The organism is Paraburkholderia sp. BL18I3N2 (assembly GCF_003001875.1).
GTDB classification, from domain to species: Bacteria; Pseudomonadota; Gammaproteobacteria; order Burkholderiales; family Burkholderiaceae; genus Paraburkholderia; species Paraburkholderia phytofirmans.
Map to the genome: position 1 here is coordinate 83,233 of NZ_PVNC01000011.1, position 17,605 is coordinate 100,837.

The 17,605-nt window shown below is 63.0% G+C and carries 15 protein-coding genes; 13 read left to right on the forward strand and 2 right to left on the reverse strand.

Annotation, left to right across the window (positions count from 1 at the left end; translation table 11 throughout):
- Positions 1–6 precede the first annotated feature (6 nt).
- The 10 genes from B0G75_RS25565 to rfbC all read left to right on the forward strand — a co-directional run bounded on the left by B0G75_RS25565 (position 7) and on the right by rfbC (position 13,347).
- Positions 7–1,059: a microcin C ABC transporter permease YejB gene (locus B0G75_RS25565; protein ID WP_106312128.1), complete on the forward strand. Its 1,053-nt coding sequence runs from the start codon at positions 7–9 to the stop codon at positions 1,057–1,059.
- Entirely contained in the window at positions 1,013–2,128 is a 1,116-nt protein-coding gene (locus B0G75_RS25570) for an ABC transporter permease (protein WP_106312131.1), read from the forward strand. The genes B0G75_RS25565 and B0G75_RS25570 overlap by 47 nt, the downstream gene beginning before the upstream one ends.
- On the forward strand, positions 2,125–3,792 hold the full coding sequence (locus B0G75_RS25575; protein ID WP_106312134.1) for an ABC transporter ATP-binding protein: 1,668 nt from the start codon (positions 2,125–2,127) through the stop codon (positions 3,790–3,792). Before B0G75_RS25570 ends, B0G75_RS25575 begins: the two co-directional genes overlap by 4 nt.
- Positions 3,785–5,221, forward strand: a complete 1,437-nt coding sequence (locus B0G75_RS25580; protein ID WP_106312137.1) for a TldD/PmbA family protein — start codon at positions 3,785–3,787, stop codon at positions 5,219–5,221. The genes B0G75_RS25575 and B0G75_RS25580 overlap by 8 nt, the downstream gene beginning before the upstream one ends.
- The gene (locus B0G75_RS25585) at positions 5,221–6,582 is read left to right on the forward strand and encodes a TldD/PmbA family protein (RefSeq protein ID WP_106312140.1); all 1,362 of its coding nucleotides are present in this window, start codon (positions 5,221–5,223) and stop codon (positions 6,580–6,582) included. Before B0G75_RS25580 ends, B0G75_RS25585 begins: the two co-directional genes overlap by 1 nt.
- 4 nt (positions 6,583–6,586) lie before the next feature.
- Positions 6,587–7,168 carry a GNAT family N-acetyltransferase gene (locus B0G75_RS25590; protein WP_106312143.1) on the forward strand — a complete coding sequence of 194 codons (582 nt, stop codon included), beginning with the start codon at positions 6,587–6,589 and terminating at the stop codon, positions 7,166–7,168.
- A 4-nt stretch (positions 7,169–7,172) separates the two neighbouring features.
- Positions 7,173–7,721, forward strand: a complete 549-nt coding sequence (locus tag B0G75_RS25595) for a GNAT family N-acetyltransferase (protein ID WP_106312146.1) — start codon at positions 7,173–7,175, stop codon at positions 7,719–7,721.
- A gap of 13 nt (positions 7,722–7,734) precedes the next feature.
- Complete coding sequence (locus B0G75_RS25600) at positions 7,735–10,947, forward strand: multidrug efflux RND transporter permease subunit (RefSeq protein ID WP_106312149.1); 3,213 nt, start codon at positions 7,735–7,737, stop codon at positions 10,945–10,947.
- A 741-nt stretch (positions 10,948–11,688) separates the two neighbouring features.
- On the forward strand, positions 11,689–12,684 hold the full coding sequence (locus B0G75_RS25605) for a GlxA family transcriptional regulator (protein ID WP_106312152.1): 996 nt from the start codon (positions 11,689–11,691) through the stop codon (positions 12,682–12,684).
- Between the two features lie 111 nt (positions 12,685–12,795).
- Positions 12,796–13,347: a dTDP-4-dehydrorhamnose 3,5-epimerase gene (rfbC, locus tag B0G75_RS25610; RefSeq protein ID WP_106312155.1), complete on the forward strand. Its 552-nt coding sequence runs from the start codon at positions 12,796–12,798 to the stop codon at positions 13,345–13,347.
- Between the two features lie 54 nt (positions 13,348–13,401).
- Here the strand turns inward: rfbC and B0G75_RS25615 are convergent, their stop codons facing one another.
- Positions 13,402–14,292: a DMT family transporter gene (locus tag B0G75_RS25615; RefSeq protein ID WP_106312158.1), complete on the reverse strand. Its 891-nt coding sequence runs from the start codon at positions 14,290–14,292 to the stop codon at positions 13,402–13,404.
- A gap of 107 nt (positions 14,293–14,399) precedes the next feature.
- Here B0G75_RS25615 and B0G75_RS25620 point away from each other — a divergent pair, with 107 nt between their 5' ends.
- Positions 14,400–15,305: a LysR substrate-binding domain-containing protein gene (locus tag B0G75_RS25620; RefSeq protein ID WP_106312161.1), complete on the forward strand. Its 906-nt coding sequence runs from the start codon at positions 14,400–14,402 to the stop codon at positions 15,303–15,305.
- 104 nt (positions 15,306–15,409) lie between these two features.
- Positions 15,410–16,039, forward strand: a complete 630-nt coding sequence (locus B0G75_RS25625; RefSeq protein ID WP_106312465.1) for a GNAT family N-acetyltransferase — start codon at positions 15,410–15,412, stop codon at positions 16,037–16,039.
- A gap of 209 nt (positions 16,040–16,248) precedes the next feature.
- On the opposite strand, the gene B0G75_RS25630 is transcribed toward B0G75_RS25625, so the two are convergent.
- Positions 16,249–16,410, reverse strand: a complete 162-nt coding sequence (locus B0G75_RS25630; RefSeq protein ID WP_006051149.1) for a DUF1328 domain-containing protein — start codon at positions 16,408–16,410, stop codon at positions 16,249–16,251.
- Between the two features lie 204 nt (positions 16,411–16,614).
- On the opposite strand from B0G75_RS25630, the gene B0G75_RS25635 reads away from it, so the two are divergent.
- The gene (locus B0G75_RS25635; protein ID WP_106312165.1) at positions 16,615–17,592 is read left to right on the forward strand and encodes a LysR substrate-binding domain-containing protein; all 978 of its coding nucleotides are present in this window, start codon (positions 16,615–16,617) and stop codon (positions 17,590–17,592) included.
- The last annotated feature ends 13 nt before the right edge of the window (positions 17,593–17,605 follow it).

A 17,605-nucleotide genomic window follows, 5' to 3' on the forward strand; every position in this document is an offset into this window, starting at 1 on the left:
CACAGCATGCTTGCCTACATTCTCAGACGCTTGTTATTGATGGTGCCGACGCTGCTCGGCGTGGTCACGCTGACCTTTGTCGTCACGCAGTTCGTGCCGGGTGGGCCGGTCGAACAGGTGATGACGCAACTCCGCCACGGCGCTGGCCGTGGCGGAGAGGCGGGGGCGGGCGGCGGCGGTTATCACGGCAGCCAGGGCGTCGATCCGCAGCAGATCGAGCAGATCAAGAAACAGTTCGGCTTCGACAAGCCGCCGTTGGAGCGCTATCTGCTGATGCTCAAGCGCTACGCGATGTTCGATCTCGGCCAGTCCTACTATCAGCACGACAGCGTGTGGGACGTCATCAAATCGAAGCTGCCGGTGTCGATTACGCTTGGCATATGGACGGTGTTGCTCACCTATCTGATATCGGTGCCGTTGGGGATCGCGAAAGCGGTGCGCAACGGCTCACGCTTCGATACGGTCACGAGCGTGCTGGTGCTCGCCGGCTATGCAATTCCTGGTTTCGTGCTGGGCGTACTGCTGCTGATGTTGTTCGGCGGCGGCACATTCTGGCAGGTGTTTCCGATGCGCGGCCTCACGTCGGATAACTTCAACGATCTCAGTGCGTTCGGCAAAGTGCTCGACTATCTGTGGCACATCGTGCTGCCGGTCACGGCCTCGGTGGTGGGCAACTTCGCCATCGTCACCATTCTGACCAAGAACACGTTCCTCGAGGAAATCGGCCGGCAGTATGTGCTGACCGCGCGCGCGAAAGGTGCGCCAGAGCGTGACGTGCTGTGGAAACACGTGCTGCGCAATGCCGCGATTCCGCTGCTGACCGGTTTGCCGGCCGCCTTTGCCGGCGCGTTTCTGAACGGCAATCTGCTGATCGAAACGCTATTCTCGCTCGACGGCATGGGCCAACTGTCGTACGACTCCGTGATTCGCCGTGACTATCCGGTCGTACTCGGTTCGCTGTTTCTGTTCACGCTGATTGCCCTCGTAACCAAACTCATTGCTGACGTCTGCTATGTCCTCGTCGACCCCCGCATCCAATTCAACCGCCTGGACCGCTGACGCGGCGGGCGCGGCGCACGCGGCGTCGCCGTCTCCGTGGCGGCGTACGTGGCTGCGTTTCCGGCAGCAGCGTCTGGGCTACTGGAGCCTCGTGATCTTCGTGTCGCTGTTCGCCATCAGCCTACTGGGCGAGGTGTTGTCCAACGACCGTCCGCTACTCGTCCGTTACGACGGGCATTACTACTTCCCGATCGTGAAGGACTATCCGGAGACGCTATTCGGGGGCGATTTCCCGGCGCGTGCCAATTACCTCGATCCGTATATCCGCTCGCGGCTCGAATCGAACGGCAACTTCGCGATTTATCCGCCGAACCATTTTCACTACGACACGATCGACTATTTCGCCGCGCATCCGTATCCGGCACCGCCCACCGCGAGCAACTGGCTCGGCACGGATCAGTTCGGGCGCGACGTGCTGGCACGGCTGCTGTACGGCTTCCGCTTGTCGGTGCTGATGGCGCTGGCGCTCACGGTGTCCGGTGTGGTGGTCGGCGTGCTGACGGGCGCGGTGCAGGGATTTTACGGAGGACGAACCGATCTGATCGGCCAGCGCCTGATTGAAATCTGGAGTTCGATGCCCGACCTGTACCTGCTGATTATTTTCGCATCGATCTTCGAGCCCACGTTGTGGCTGCTCTTCATTCTGCTGTCGATGTTCGGCTGGCTCGTGCTGTCCGATTACGTGCGCGCCGAATTTCTGCGCAACCGTTCGCTCGATTACGTCAAGGCGGCCCGCACCATGGGCCTTACTAACTGGCAGATCATGTGGCGTCATGTTTTGCCGAATAGTTTGACGCCGGTGATTACCTTCCTGCCGTTCCGCATGAGCGCCGCGATTCTCTCACTGACCAGCCTCGACTTTCTCGGCCTTGGCGTGCCGCCGCCGACGCCGAGCCTCGGCGAACTGCTGCAGGAAGGCAAGAACAATCTCGACGCGTGGTGGATCTCGATGTCGGCGTTTGCCGCGCTGGTGATTACGCTACTGTTGCTGACATTCATGGGCGACGCTTTGCGCAACGCGCTGGATACGCGCTCACGTGGTTCCGCTTTCGGCGGAGGTCCGCGATGACCGCCACTCAGGCACCGATTGCTCGGCCGTTGCTGGAAATCGACCGTTTCTCCGTGCGTTTCGGCGACAAGGTCGCCGTGCACGAACTCAGCCTTTCCATCGAACGCGGCGAGCGCGTGGCTCTTGTCGGCGAATCGGGTTCGGGCAAGAGCGTCACCGCGCTGTCCATTCTGCGGCTTGTCGAGCATGCCGAATTGAGCGGCCGCATGTTGCTCGATGGTGAAGATCTGCTGCAGAAAACCGAGCAGCAGATGCGTGGCCTGCGCGGCGCCGACGTCGCGATGGTGTTTCAGGAACCGATGACGGCGCTCAATCCGCTCTTCACGATCGGCAAGCAGATCGCCGAGAGCCTGCGTCTGCACGAAGGTTTGCGGCCGAATGCGGCGCGCGAGCGCGGTATCGAGTTGCTCAGACGCACTGGCATTCCCGAGCCGGAGCGGCGCATCGACAGTTTTCCGCACCAATTATCCGGCGGCCAGCGGCAGCGCGCGATGATCGCCATGGCGCTCGCGTGTCGTCCGCGTTTGCTGCTCGCCGACGAACCGACCACGGCGCTCGACGTGACCGTGCGCCAGCAGATCGTCGACCTGTTGATTTCGTTGCAGGAACAGGAAGCGGCCGAACGCGGCATGGCTGTGCTGTTGATCACGCACGACCTGAATCTGGTGAAACGTTTTGCGCAGCGCGTCGCGGTGATGGAGAAGGGCGTGCTGGTCGAAACCAATACGACCGAGGCGTTATTCGCGAGTCCACAGCATCCGTACACGCGGCGGCTGCTCGACAGCGATCCGCAACGCGCGGTCGAGCCGGTCGAGGACGGCGCGCGCCGGCTGCTCGAAGTGCAAGGATTGGCCGTCGATTACCGCACGTCGGCGAAAGGCTGGCGGTCCATGTTTGGGCGCTCCACGTTTCGCGCGGTGCATGACGTCGACCTGAGCGTGCGGCGCGGCGAAACGCTCGGCATTGTCGGTGAATCGGGTTCGGGAAAATCGACCTTGGCGGCCACCGTGCTCGGCCTGCAACAACCGGCCGCAGGTCATATCCATATCGACGGCCTGCCGCTTTCCACGCTCAAGACGGCGACTTCACGCCGCGCGCTGTATTCGCGCATGCAAGTCGTGTTTCAGGACCCGTTCGGCTCGCTGTCGCCGCGCATGACGGTGGAGCAGATCATCGGCGAGGGTTTGGCCGTGCATCGGCCGGAAGTGGATGCGAAGGCACGGCGCGTGCGCGTCGGCAGCCTGCTCGAAGAAGTCGGCATGCCCGCCGACGCAATGCTGCGCTATCCGCATGAGTTCTCCGGCGGCCAGCGTCAACGTATTGCGATTGCGCGCGCACTGGCCGTCGAGCCGGAATTGATCGTGCTCGATGAGCCGACCAGCGCGCTCGACGTGTCGATCCAGAAACAGGTGCTGAATCTGCTGACAAATCTGCAGAAAAAGTACAAGCTAAGCTATTTGTTCATTACGCACGATCTGGCGGTGATGCGAGCCATGGCGCATCGCGTGATCGTGATGAAGTCGGGACGCATCGTCGAAGCCGGCAACACACTCGATGTGTTGCATGCGCCGACGCATCCTTATACCCAGTCGCTGCTGGCCTCGTCGCTCAACGTGCCGGAGCCGGGCGCCGGCACGACTCATACAGGGCACGCCAATGATTGACGAACGTTGGGCACAGGCTGCCCAAACGCTGAAGAGCCGCGCGGCGTTCTGGTCGCTGCGCATTGTCGACGAACAGATCGACGACCACGAGATCCGCAACGACATCGCACAACCGCTGCGTACGGTGCGCGATCGCGGCGCGATGTTGATCGCGTGGGTGGGCGCCGGCGCGGGTTATGCCGCGACCGCGAACCTCTCGGCGGCCGGTTTGCAGGCGGCGCTCGATATGGCAACCGCACGCGCTGAGGCGAGCGCGGCCTTGTCGCTGATCGACCATCGCGAAGTCGCCCGTCCGGTTGCGAGCGGCCGCTACGTGTCGCCGAATGCGCAACGCGCATTGCCGAGCCGCGCCGAATGGCTCGAGCTTCTCAGCGCGGAATGCGCGGGCGCGAACCTCGACGCAAAAATTGTCGAACGTGTCGCGGCGGTGCAGATCACGCACACCGATCAGCTTTACATCACCGGCGACGGTGTACGGATCGACCAGCAGTTCCGTTTCGTGATGCCGCAATTGAGCGTCGCGGCGCACGCGAACGGCGATACGCAAGTCCGCACGCTGGGCGGCAACTACGGCACGCTCGGCCAGGGCGGCGTGGAAGTGCTGGCGCGCTTCGGCTTCGAAGGCTCGGGCGCGCGCGTCGCTAACGAAGCGCTGCAATTGCTGGCCGCGCCGAATTGTCCATCCGGCAAGCGCGATCTGTTGCTGATGCCTGACCAGATGATGCTGCAGATTCACGAATCAATCGGTCATCCGCTCGAACTGGATCGCATTCTCGGCGATGAACGCAACTTCGCGGGCTGGAGCTTCGTCAAGCAGGATATGTTCGGTTCGTATCGCTACGGCTCGGAATTGCTGAACGTCACCTTCGATCCGTCGCTGCGCGAAGAAGCCGCGGCCTACGCGTTCGACGACGACGGCACCGAAGCGCACAAGCAGTATCTGATTCGCAACGGCGTGCTAGAACGTCCGCTCGGCGGCGCATTGTCACAGCAGCGTGCGCGCATGCCTGGCGTCGCGAATTCGCGTGCGTCGAACTGGAACCGGCCGCCGATCGACCGCATGGCGAATCTGAATATCGAACCCGGCGAGAGTTCGCTGGAGGAGATGATTGGCAATATCGACCACGGCATTCTGATGCGCACCAACACCTCCTGGTCGATCGACGACCATCGCAACAAATTCCAGTTCGGCTGCGAGTTCGGCCAGTTGATCGAAAACGGCAAGCTCACGCAAGTCGTCAAACAGCCGAACTACCGCGGTATTTCCGCGAATTTCTGGCGCAGCCTGAGTGCGGTGGGCAACGCGGCCACGCGCGAAGTATATGGCACGTCCATGTGCGGCAAGGGAGAACCGGCGCAGATCATTCGCGTCGGTCATGCGTCGCCGGCTTGCGTGTTCAGCAACATCGACGTGTTCGGAGGCGCATGATGAGCCAGTTCATCTCTTCGCGCGCGGCTACCTCGGTGGATTGGGAGCGGCATTTCACTTTGCTCGCCGATGCGATCGAGCGCTTGCAGCAAGGAAGCGAAACCACGCTCAGTTCATTTGCCGGCGAGCAGTCCGACTTCATTCGTTTCAATTCCGGCAAGGTGCGGCAGACGGGCTGCGTGTCGCAAGGCAAGCTGACCTTGCGTCTGATCGACGGCGCACGTCAGGCCTATTCCACGCTGACTGTATGCGGCGATCTGCAACAGGATCTCGATGAAGTGAGCGCCACGCTCGCCACCTTGCGCGAAGGTCTGCGCGATGCGGCGGACGATCCGCATCTACTGTTCGACACGTCGAAATGGCAGCGCACCACGCAGCGCTCCGGCAAGCTGCCGAACCCTGATGGGCTCGCGCACATCGTCGCGGAATGCGCGCAAGGGCTCGACTTCGTGGGCTTCTATGCGGGCGGCACCATCGTGCGCGGTTTCGCATCGACGAACGGCAGCCGCGGCTGGTATGAGGTGGACAACTTCAATTTCAGCTGGTCGTTGTACGACCCGAGCGGCCGCGCGATCAAAACCACCTACGCCGGCGACGACTGGAGTGATGCCGTGTTCGCGGGCAAAGTCGAGCAGGCCGCGACGCGTCTTGCGGTGCTCGCGCGCACGCCGCGCGCGTTGGCGCCGGGACGTTACCGTTCCTATCTCGCGCCCGCCGCGCTCGCGGAACTGCTCGGCGTCACCGCATGGAGCGGCTTTTCCGCTCGCGCTCAGGCGAGCTCGCGCAGCGAGCTGTACAAACTGCATGTGGGAGAAGTCGTAGTCGACCCGCGCGTGACGATCAGCGAAGATCTGGGTCTCGGCATCACGCCAGGCTTTAACGACGATGGCTATCTGCGTGACAGCGTCCCGTTGATCGAGGCCGGCCGCAGTGCCGAACGCCTGACCAATGCACGCAGCGCACGCGAATACGGTTTGACGCCGAACGGCGCGCTGGCCAGCGAGTCACCGGCGGCGCTCTCGATGCAAGCGGGCGACTTGCTGGAAGAGGAGGTGCTCGCCAAGATCGGCACCGGGCTCTACATCGGCAACCTCTGGTACGTGAACTTTTCGGACCGCATGAATTGCCGCCTCACCGGCATGACGCGCTTCGCGACGTTCTGGGTCGAAAACGGAGAAATCGTCGCGCCGCTCGAAGCCATGCGTTTCGACGACAGCCTGTACCGTTTGCTCGGCAGCGAACTCGAACAACTGGGCGCGCAAGCGGAACTGCTATTGAGCGATTCGACGTGGGGCGAGCGCGCCACGGGCGGCATGCAATTGCCGGGCATTCTGGTGAGGTCATTCGAATTGACGTTATGAGCCTATGGATCAACACGAAAAAACAAAATCAAAACCTGAGAGCTTGCCCGAGGGCCTGACGCTGCGCGCTTTGCGCGTGGCCGACGCGGAACAGTTTCACGCCATGCTGCAATTGCCCGTGGCGATGAACGGCAATCCGCAGATGCCGTTTCGGACCGTTGCCAGCACGCGCGAGCACCTGGAAAAATTCGAGGCCCCTGGCATCGCGATCGCGGCGACGGTCGGCGACACGCTGGTCGGTCAGGCCAGCCTCAGTCCTTTCAAGGGACGCCGCGGGCATGCCGCCTCGCTCGGCATTGGCGTGCACGACGCATGGCAGCGGCGCGGCATCGGTCGTGCCTTGATGGCCGAACTGCTCGATCTGGCGGACAACTGGCTCGGCCTGCGCCGCGTCGAGTTGCATGTCTACACCGATAACCACGCGGCACTCGCGCTCTACCGCAAGTTCGGCTTCGAGATCGAAGCGCATCAGCGCGGTGCCGTATTGCGTCGCGGCGTGCTGATCGACTGTTACTTCATGGCGCGGTTGCGCGAGCCGGCGCCGTGGATGTCGCCGCCTTCGGCCGCCCATCTCGCAGCGGAATAAGACCATGAAAGAAGCAAGGTTGCCGGACGACGCCGCACATTACAAATGTATTATGGTGCGCGCGCTCGAATCGTCGGACATGGATGCGTTCGCCGAGATCATGAGCTTGCCCGGTGTGCGGCGCGGCACGCTGTCGGTCGGCTATCGCAGTCCTGAGCAACTCGCGGCCTGGTACGAGCGGCGCCTCAAAGGCGGCGTGAACGTGTGCGCGATTATCGACGGACGCGTGGTAGGCCACGCCAGTCTCGAGGTGCACCGGTCGAGCCGCGCACACAGCGCCCACTTAGGCCTCGCCGTGCACGACGCGTATCATCGCCGCGGTGTCGGCGCCGCGCTTTTGCAAGGCTTGATCGATTGCGCGGACGCGTCGCTCGGTTTGCGCCGCATCGACCTCACGGTGTTTTCGGACAACGCGCCGGCCATCGCGCTGTATCGCAAGTTCGGCTTTGTCGAAGAAGGCCGTTCGCGCGGTTTTGCCGTGCGTGACGGTGTGCTGGCCGACGTGCTGCATATGGCGCGCCTCGTCGACGCACCGCGCCTCCAGACAATCTGAACGGATTCATTGAGTGCCATTTTTCTTCATCGACCGCCCGGTCTTCGCATGGATCGTCGCGCTCGCCATTGTCGTGGCGGGCGCGCTGGCTATTCCGCAACTGCCGGTGGCGCAGTATCCGCGCCTGGCGCCGCCGCGCATCGTGATATCCGCCATGTATCCGGGGGCGTCGACTGAAGTCGTGGACGAGAGCGTCGGCAGCATCATCGAGGAGAGTCTCGACGGCGCCGACAATATGCTGTACTACCAAACGACCAGCGACAACCTGGGCGAACTCGAAATCGACGCGACCTTCGCGCCCGGCACCAATCCGGATCTCGCTCTGGTCGACATCCAGAACCGGCTCAAGCAGGTCGAGCCGCGTTTGCCGCAGCAGGTCGTGCAGCAGGGCATCAGCGTGTTCAAGGCGGCCAACACGTTCCTGATGCTCGTCGCGCTCGCGTCCACCGACGGCACGCGCGACTCCGTGCAATTGAGCGACTATCTGAGCCGCTACGTACTGCGCGAATTGAAGCGCGCGCCTGGCGTCGGCTCGGCCCAACTCTGGGACGCCGACGAAGCGCTGCGCATCTGGCTCGATCCGATGAAGCTGCGCGAATACGGCCTCGGCGCCGCCGAGGTGAACGCCGCCATCGCCGCGCAGAACGCGACCGTGACGGCGGGCACGCTCGGCGACGCGCCGTTCGTGCCGGGCCAGCAATTGACAGCCTCGGTGAGCGTGAAAGGCCAGTTGATCTCGCCGGCCGAATTCGGCCAGATCGTGCTTAAGGCTCGGCCGGACGGCTCGGCTGTGCGCCTGCGCGACGTCGCGCGCGTCGAACTCGGGCGTGACAACTACTCGTACTATTCGCGCCTGAACGGCAAGGCTGCGGCAACGGTCGGGATTCAACTCGGGCCGCGCGGCAACGCGCTCGAAACGTCGAACGCGATTCGCGCGCGGCTTGCCGAGCTGGCGAAAGGTTTGCCCTCGGGCGTCGCCATCGAAATCCCGTTCGACAACGCGCACTTCGTGAAGATCGCCATTCACGAGGTGCTCGTCACGCTCGCGGAAGCGGTAGTGCTGGTGTTCTTCGTGATGTGGCTGTTCCTGCGCGATCTGCGCTATACGCTGGTGCCCACCGTAGTGATTCCGGTCACGCTGATGGGCGCGTTTCTCGCCATGTATGCGTGCGGTCTGTCGATCAACGTGTTCACGATGTTCGGCCTCGTGCTCGCCATCGGCATTCTCGTCGACGACGCGATCGTGGTGGTGGAGAGCGTGCATCGCGTCATGGAAGAAGAGGGCTTGCCGCCACGCGAGGCCACGTGCAAGGCGATGTCGCAGATCGGCGGCGCGATTGTCGGCGTGACGGCGGTGTTGACGGCAGTGTTCGTGCCGATGGCGTTCTTTCCCGGTGGCGTCGGCGGGATTTATCGGCAATTCGCGGTGGCGATGATCGCGTCGATGCTGGTGTCGTCGTTCATGGCCTTGTCGTTGACGCCCGCGTTGTGCGCGAATCTGCTGAAGGCGCACACGCAATCGGTGCGTCAACGCGATGCGCGCCGCGGCGTTCTGGGTTTCGCGGCGCGTGCGGCAAGCCGCTTCACGTCCGGCTTCGATCGCGCCGCGCGTGGTTATCGCGGCTTGACCGCTCGGACGTTGCGCCGCATCGGACCGATGCTCGCCGTGTACGCAGTGCTGGTCGGCGCGTGCGGCGTGCTCTACTGGCAGATGCCCGGCGGTTTCCTGCCAAGCGAGGACGAAGGCCAGTTGCAGGTCATGGTGCAATTGCCCGCGGGCGCCACCCAGGCCCGCACGCTGGCCGTGGTGCAACGCGCGGAAAAGATTCTCCATGCCGAGCCCGCTATCGCGAACGTCACGAGTGTGATCGGCTGGAGCTTTTCGGGCAGTGGTCAGAACGTCGCGATGGGATTCGTCGAACTCAAGGACTGGGGCAAGCGCGATATCGATGCACTGGCCCTGCGCGACCGGCTCAACGCAAAGTTCGACAAGATTCTGGACGGCAACGTCGAGGCGCAATTACCGCCTTCGGTGCCGGGACTCGGACATTCCGACGGTTTCGTGTTCCGCCTCGAAGATCGCGGCGGAGTGGGGCTCGACGCGCTGAAGGCCGCGCGCGAGCAACTGTTTGCGCAAGCCAAGGCGAGTCCGGTGCTGGCCTCGGTGCACTCGGAAGATCTGCCTGACGCGCCGCGCGTCGAGCTTATCGTCGATCGCGCGAAGGCTTACGCGCTCGGTGTGTCGTTCGATCGAATCGCGGACGTGCTGGGCAGTACCTTCGGCTCGACCTATATCGACGATTTCCCGGCCGGCGGCCGCATGCGCCGCGTGATGATCGCCGCCGACGCCGCCACGCGCATGACCGAAGACGATCTGCTCGCGCTCTCCGTGCCCAACTCGACGGGCGGCATGGTGCCGCTCTCGGCCATCGCAACGCGTCAATGGACGATCGGCCCGGTGATGCTGACGCGCTACAACGGCTATCCGTCGCTCGATGTGAGCGGCCACGCGGCGCCCGGCTACAGCTCCGGCGCGGCCATGGCGGAGCTTGAGCGGCTTGCGGCATCGTTGCCGGTCGGCGTGAGCTATGACTGGGTCGATGCGGCACGCGAGGAAACCGCGGCGGCGAAACTCACGCCGCTGTTAATCGGCCTCTCGTTGCTGGCGGTGTTCATGGCGCTGGCCGCGCTCTACGAAAGCTGGACGATTCCGCTTGCCGTGTTGATGGTCGTGCCGCTCGGCATGATCGGCGCGGTTGCGGCGGTGTTGTTGCGTGGCATGCCTAACGACGTGTACTTCAAGGTCGGCATGATCACGGTGATCGGCCTCGCGGCGAAGAACGCGATTCTGATCGTGCAGTTCGCCCGCGATCTATACCAGCGCGGCATGCCGTTGACGCGCGCGGTGACCGAAGCCGCGGGCGCGCGCTTCCGGCCGATCGTGATGACCTCGGCGGCGTTTCTGCTGGGCGTCGTGCCGCTCGTGGTATCGAGCGGCGCGGGTGCCGAAAGCCGCCGCTCGATCGGCACCGGCGTGTTCGGTGGGGTGCTGGCTGCCACGCTGTTTGGGCTGGTGTTCGCGCCGGTCGCGTTCCATGCGGTCGCATCGCTCACGCACGGACGGCGGCGTTTGGCGGAACTGCATCGCAAACGCGCGGAGCGGCGGACGCGCAGTACCGCGACCGCGATCGAACGCAAATCGTTCGACGAATCGCCGACAGTTTGAGCTTACTGATAGCTTCTCCGTGACCGGCGGCGCGCTGCGCTGCCCGGCACGGTTAGGCGCTGGCCGCGCAACTTGAAAGGCACCTGACTGTGCCGACGCAGCAAGGGCGTGGCAAACATTCAATCCTCCGACGTTAGAGTTATTGTGCACTGCGTGCACAGATTGTTCATACGTATAAAACCGCCAATGTTTCAATATAGAAACATTTTTAGATGTTCGAGAAATGCGTTTAGAAATGATTAATGGCGACCGATTCGTTAAATGCAGTCTGATTGCGCCGGGTACTCGATAAATTCCCGCTTTGCGAATAAAACGGCTATTGAATGGTCATTATCTGCGAGGTTTGTAGTTCAAGTTTGAAACACTTTTGGATGCCGCTTCGCCATACGCGGGTCATAAACTGGATGCTATCCGGCACGCCTGGACGCCGTCGTCTATGGCTGAAGAGCCGCTCTGGTAGCCGTTTAGCGGCAAGATGCCGAAATAGTCCCGGTACGCGTTACCGTGGCGCGCCGCTGTCCCGTTCTTCTCATATCAAACGCAGGATAACGGTTTTCTTCATACATTCTGTTTCTCGATAGTAATTTGTTTTTCAAATTTACTATAGCGAGCCATTCCGTTACCATCACGCTTAATCCGTTAAGTGGCTTGCCGCGATTTCTGCTGGCAATAATCATTCCGCCCATACTGGCTGCTAACGGCGATCGGGGTCCACAATGTACGACAGTTTGGGGAAATATAATGCCGCACATGCACCTTGATACTGCGAGGATCACCTGGTTACATACGCCCACGCTGAACGTGCGTAGTGCAACGCGGCGAATCGGCGTGTTGCTGTTCGACGGCTTCTGGCTGCTCGGCCCAGGCACGGTGGTGGAAATGTTCCAGACCGCGAACGAACTCTCGGGTTCGCGCGCCGGTGAAGAGCAGCCTTACGAAGTGCAATTCCTTTCCATGGACGGCGGCAGCGTCGCCAGTTCTTCTTCCGCGCGCATCTGGACTGACCGTATCGACGCGCGCTTTGCCAGCGGTTTCGACGTGCTGTTCATCGCGGGCGGGTACGGCGCGCATGTGGCCGCGCGCGACGAGCGGGTGCTTGGCTGGCTGCGCTCGGTGCAATCGCGCACACGTGCAATCGAAACGATCGGTGAAGGGCGGCTCGTGCTGGAAGCGGCCGGCCCGACGGATAGCGACGGACCACAGGTGAACCGCTATCTCAGCAGCGTTACGGGTGAGTCCGCGCTCAACGCGTCCAACGACCGTAACGACTGCGCTCGCAGCGCGCTCATGTTTATCAAACGCGACCTCGGTGCCGAGCTTGCCCGCAGTGTCGCCGACCGTGTGATGCCCGGCATGGCGGCCACCTGGGTGCCGTTGCCGGCAGAAGGCGGCACGCTCAGCGTGGCTGAGAAGATCCGCGCTGCGGCGCGCTGGATGGAGGCCAATTGCGACCGTCCGGTTTCGGTGGCGGACGCCGCGCAGGTCGCGGCGATGAGCGAGCGCAATTTTCTGCGGCGTTTCAAGCATGAAATGCAGGTCACGCCGTCGGACTATCTGTTGCAGGTTCGCCTGCGCATTGCCTGCAACTTCCTCACCGAGACCGAACTGCCGGTCGACAAGATCGCCCGGCGCAGCGGTACGGGCAACGGCGATCGTCTCGCGAAGATTTTCCGCAAGCGCATGGCGCTGTCTCCAACCGAATATCGCGCGCGCAGCCGCGTGGCGAGCGAGGCATAAGAATCATGCGGGCGCCCGAGCCGGCGGCGGGGCGTCTTACGAGACGTGGACGCGTCCTCCGTCGTGGCGGCCGCGCTTTCGCCGGTCAGGTTTCTTACGAGCACAGCAGCAATGGGCAACAAGGTGATCGCGACGGCATTGCCGGAGGTGAAACTCATCGAGCCCGAGGTGTTTTGCGACGAGTTCGGCTTCTGCTTCGAGAGCTTTAGCGCGGACGAGTTTATCGACGACGTCTCACAAGATTTCCAATTGGTGCAGGACCGGCATTCGCGCGCGGTGCATGGCGTGTTGCGCGGCTTGCACTATCAGGTGCAACGCCCTCAGGGCCGGCTTATGCGGGTCGTGGTGGGGGAAGTGTTCGCCGTCGCCGTCGACGTGCGGCTCAATTCGCCGCATTTCGGCAAGTGGTGCGGGGCGTATCTGAGCGCGGCCAACTACCGGCAGATCTGGGCGCCGCCGGGCTTCGCGCACGGTTTCGTGGTGCTGTCCAACTTCGCCGAGTGTTTATGGAAAACCACTGAATACTGGTTTCCCGAACTGGAGCGCTGCATTCTGTGGCGCGATCCCGACATCGGCATCGAGTGGCCGATCGATTTCGAGCCCACGCTTGGCGCGAAGGATGCCGCGGGCAGGCGTCTGTACGAAGCGGAAAACATCGCCTGAGCCAGGCGCGCGGTCTTGCGCGCGCCGAGGTGCGCAAGACCGTGCCGCGGATTTTCAGCGCGCCACCATCACGGCGCCGACGCTTGCGGTCACCACCAGCAGCGTGCCCATGATTTGCAGAATCCCCATCGGCTGATGCAGTACGACGAAGCCGGCCAACGCGCCGATCGCCGGTTCGACGCTCATCAGGATTCCGAATGAGGCGGCCGGCATGTGCCGCAACGCTACCATTTCCAGCGCGTACGGCAGCAGCGGGACCAGCAGCGCGAGGCCCGCCGTCGCCGCGACCTGGCCCGCCGCGACATGCAGACCGCTTTGCGCCAATCCGAATGGCGTGGCCACGAGCGCCGCCGCGATCAGCGACACCGACAGTCCCTCGAGTCCCACGAACAGGGTGCCGGTCTTCTTCATCAACACGATATAGCTGCCCCATCCGAGCGCCGCGCCGCAGGCGAGCAGCACGCCGAGCGGTTCACCGATCCAGCCGCCCCGATCGCGCGAGAGCAGGATCACGCCGGCGATCGCCAGCGCGGGCCAGAGCAATGCGCGGGCGCGACGCACCGCGAAGGTCGCCACGGCGAGCGGCCCGAGAAAGTCGATCGCGACGGCGAGTCCCAAAGGAATGCGCTGAAGCGCCGCGAAAAAGCACAGTGTCATGCCCGCCATCGCCGCGCCGAGCACACCCGCGGCAGTCCAATGCGCGCGTGAGTAACTCAGAAAGCGCGGACGCACCAGCAAGGCGAGCACCAATGCAGCCCAGCACAGGCGCAGCCAGGTGGTGCTAAGTGAACCGTACGTGGCCATCGTCGGCGCGGAAAGTGCGGCGCCGAACTGCACGCACGACATCGACAGAACGCACAGCAACGCTGCCCCGGCCGCGCTGCGGGTGGGTTTCGCGCTATTTTGCGAGGGATTCAACGCGGGTTGGAGTGTGGTGTCCTGCATGGTCGTGTCTAGTGAGGGCGTTCGATCGGAATTCGTCATCGCTATCTTATCGGTGCTGGCGGTATTAAGATAAGTTGATATTTCTTATGCCGACTTCAAGAACCTTTATGACCCGAGATCTCGACAGCAGCCTGCTGCGCGCCTTCGTCACCGTGGCGGAGACGGGCGCGGTCGGTGTGGCGGCGACGCGCCTCGCGCGCACCCAGGCGGCGGTGAGCATGCAATTGCGCCGGCTCGAAGACGAACTCGGGCAGCGTTTGCTCGACCGCTCGCCGCGCGGCGTCCAGCTCACCGAAGCGGGACATTTGCTGCTGCCCTATGCCCACACGATACTCGGCGCGGGCGCCGATGCGCGCCGCGCGTTGAGCGCGGGGCAGGTGTCCGGCACCGTGCGGCTCGGCATGCTGGAGGACATTGCAGTCGGCCGTTTGCCGCGGGCGTTGCGGCGCTTTTCGATCGCGTATCCGCAAGTGGCGTTGGAGATCGTCGTCGACAGCAGTGCGGCGTTATCGAACCGGCTCGCGGATGGCAGCCTCGACGTGGTGGTCGGCGATCCCGCGCTGGTCGGCGCAGCTCCGCATCTCACGTGGAAGCAGCCGCTCTTCTGGGTCGGCGCGCGCGGCTTCAGCCGCGACGCGCAGACCGCGTTACCGGTGGTTGCTTTCGGCGACGCGTGCCTGTGGCAGCAACAGGTGTTGACGGCGTTGCGCCGCGCGGGGATCGCGTGGCGCATCGTGTGCACCAGCACCAGTCTGCCGGCCGTGCAATCCGCGGTTGAAGCGGGGCTCGGCGTGTCCGTGCTGCTCGACGGCAACATCCGTTCGGAGTCGATGCGCGTGCTTGGCCAGGCCGATGGTTTGCCCGAAGCGCCCACCGCGGACTTCGGTCTCTTCATGCGCGAGGTTTCAGGCGCGCAGGCGGCCGCCGTGCAAACCTTGCAAACATTTCTCTGCGAGGAATTGCATCTCGGTCTACGCGAAGGCGAGCCGCAGCTTGCGCCGGCCTTGGGCTGATGTTCCGGCAGCGGCTCCCATGTGAGTTTTTACGACATTTTTTCTTGAGACGCGTCCACGCGAAATCTACACTCCGGTCATCTTGATACCGCGAGGTGCTCAACGTGAAGCGACGTGCAACGAAGCAACAATCCGTTCGTATCGACTACGTGTGTCACGGCGTGGGCCGTGTCGAATTGCGCCGCTTCGATCCGGCGCGCGATTCGTTCGTCGCACTAACGGCATTGCTGCATCGGGCCTTCACGCCGCTCGGCGCGATGGGCCTCAATTGCACGTGCGTGGATCAGACCGTCGAGACGACACGCCTGCGCGCAACGCGCGGCGATTGCTATGTCGCGGTGTGCGATGGGCGCACGGTCGGCACGATGACTCTTTACGCGACGGATCGTGAATCGGCGTGCGAGCTATACCGGCGCGACGATATCGCCAGCTTGCGCCAGTTCGCGGTCGAGCCGGTGTGGCAGGCGCGCGGTATCGGTACGTTGCTGATTGCGTTCGCCGACCATTGGGCCGCGACGCGCGGTTATGCGGAGCTTGCGCTCGATACGCCGCAACCGGCCGCGCATCTGATCGCGTTTTATCGTGGACAGGGTTTTCGTATCGTCGATTTCGTACGCTTCGACGGCAAGCGCTATGACAGCGCGATCTTGAGCAAGCCGCCGGTGGCAACGCGTACGCTTGCCAACTGGTCGCATCGATTGAGTGTGCGTGCGCCAATTGCGCGCGCGGCGTGAGGACAAAGAGCGGCAACGAAGCGATAACGAAGACGCAGAAGTGCTGCAGTGCAATGCGCGGTAGAAAACGTTTTGATGCAGGTCTAGCTTGAAGTGAAAGCCCCGGCGCGGTCAGCAACAATTGCAATACGGTACGGCAAGTATTGCAACGGAGTGCCGGTTTTCGCGCCGGGGCGGGTGTGATTCAACCTAAACAATCGACGCGTTCATCAGCGTCGCATCACGCCCATCAGCAATGTGACGAGGAAGATCACCACGAAGATGAAGAACAGGACCTTGGCGATTTCCGTCGCGCCTGCGGCAATGCCGCCAAAGCCGAATACCGCGGCGATGATCGCGATGACGAAGAAGATTGCAGCGTATCGAAGCATGGGGCCTCCCACCGATGGAATGCTGGATTAAATAGAAAACGGCGACTCGTTGTGGGCACTGCGTGCTTTGACGGGTTATTTGCCGGCGAGCGGAATAGAGCAATAGGTGTGCCCAGACCTTGGCGCACCAAGGGGAGCCCCTGATCGGCCCGCTGCTTTTCTGCTGTTACCATCGCGGATCGTCGATTTCCGCACACCGCCGCCATGCAAGCCAACCCGCTCAGCGAGATTTCCCTGATCCGCAAGCTGAAGCTCAATCAGCTCATGATCTTCGAACGCGTACTGGAAACGCGCTCCGTGGTGCGCGCAGCCAACGAAATGCGCCTCACGCAGCCGGCCGTCACCAAAGTTATCCACGAACTCGAATCCTGTTTCGACGGCGCATTGTTCGCGCGCTCGAATCGCGGCGTCGTGCCCACGGACCTTGGGCTGCTGCTCGGACGGCGCGTCAAATCGCTGATGGCGGAGTTGCGCTATATGACCGACGAACTCAACGATTTCAGGCTCGGCACCAGTGGACATGTGATCGTCGGCACGCTCATCTCGGCATCGGCGCGCCTATTGCCGGCGGCGATTGCCATGCTGAAGGCGCGCACACCGAATGTCCTCGTGACGGTTCGCGAAGGCACCACGGCACATCTGTTCCCGGCGCTCGCCACCGGCGACCTCGATATCGTCGTGGGACGGCTGCCTGAGCGCGAGTTGCCGATTGCCAGTGCTTTTCCGCTAACGCACGAGGCGCTCTTCGACGAATCGCTGTGCGTGGTGGTCGGCAAAGGCTATGGTCCCGCGCCGGCGGGCGTGACGCGTCTGGCGGAGCTGGTCGGCTCGCCGTGGATTCTGCCTACGCCTGACTCGCCCGCGCGGCTCTCGGCGGAACACCTGTTTCGCGCGGCGGGTTTGCCGCTGCCCACGGATATCGTGGAGTCGCTCTCGCTGCTGACGAACATCGGCTTACTGCTCGATACGCCGAGGATCGCGCTGATGCCGCGCGTCGCCGCGCAGCAGTTCGCCGAGGCGGGCTTGCTGCGTATTCTCGATTTGCCCGAGAGCGGCGCGTTTGGCACCGTCGGTTTCTCGGTGCGCTCGCACAAGGAGCAGAGCGCGGCGTGCCAGGCGTTTGTCGAATGTTTGCGTGTGGCGGTCAAGGTCGCCGCACCTCAACTCGATATGCCCGCATGAGGAACTCTGGTAT

Coding starts and splice junctions, on each gene's coding strand:
- B0G75_RS25565 (WP_106312128.1), top strand. CDS start 7: ATGCTTGCCTACATTCTCAGACGCTTGTTATTGATGGTGCCGACGCTG.
- B0G75_RS25570 (WP_106312131.1), top strand. CDS start 1,013: ATGTCCTCGTCGACCCCCGCATCCAATTCAACCGCCTGGACCGCTGAC.
- B0G75_RS25575 (WP_106312134.1), top strand. CDS start 2,125: ATGACCGCCACTCAGGCACCGATTGCTCGGCCGTTGCTGGAAATCGAC.
- B0G75_RS25580 (WP_106312137.1), top strand. CDS start 3,785: ATGATTGACGAACGTTGGGCACAGGCTGCCCAAACGCTGAAGAGCCGC.
- B0G75_RS25585 (WP_106312140.1), top strand. CDS start 5,221: ATGAGCCAGTTCATCTCTTCGCGCGCGGCTACCTCGGTGGATTGGGAG.
- B0G75_RS25590 (WP_106312143.1), top strand. CDS start 6,587: ATGGATCAACACGAAAAAACAAAATCAAAACCTGAGAGCTTGCCCGAG.
- B0G75_RS25595 (WP_106312146.1), top strand. CDS start 7,173: ATGAAAGAAGCAAGGTTGCCGGACGACGCCGCACATTACAAATGTATT.
- B0G75_RS25605 (WP_106312152.1), top strand. CDS start 11,689: ATGCCGCACATGCACCTTGATACTGCGAGGATCACCTGGTTACATACG.
- rfbC (WP_106312155.1), top strand. CDS start 12,796: ATGGGCAACAAGGTGATCGCGACGGCATTGCCGGAGGTGAAACTCATC.
- B0G75_RS25615 (WP_106312158.1), bottom strand. CDS start 14,292: ATGCAGGACACCACACTCCAACCCGCGTTGAATCCCTCGCAAAATAGC.
- B0G75_RS25620 (WP_106312161.1), top strand. CDS start 14,400: ATGACCCGAGATCTCGACAGCAGCCTGCTGCGCGCCTTCGTCACCGTG.
- B0G75_RS25630 (WP_006051149.1), bottom strand. CDS start 16,410: ATGCTTCGATACGCTGCAATCTTCTTCGTCATCGCGATCATCGCCGCG.
- B0G75_RS25635 (WP_106312165.1), top strand. CDS start 16,615: ATGCAAGCCAACCCGCTCAGCGAGATTTCCCTGATCCGCAAGCTGAAG.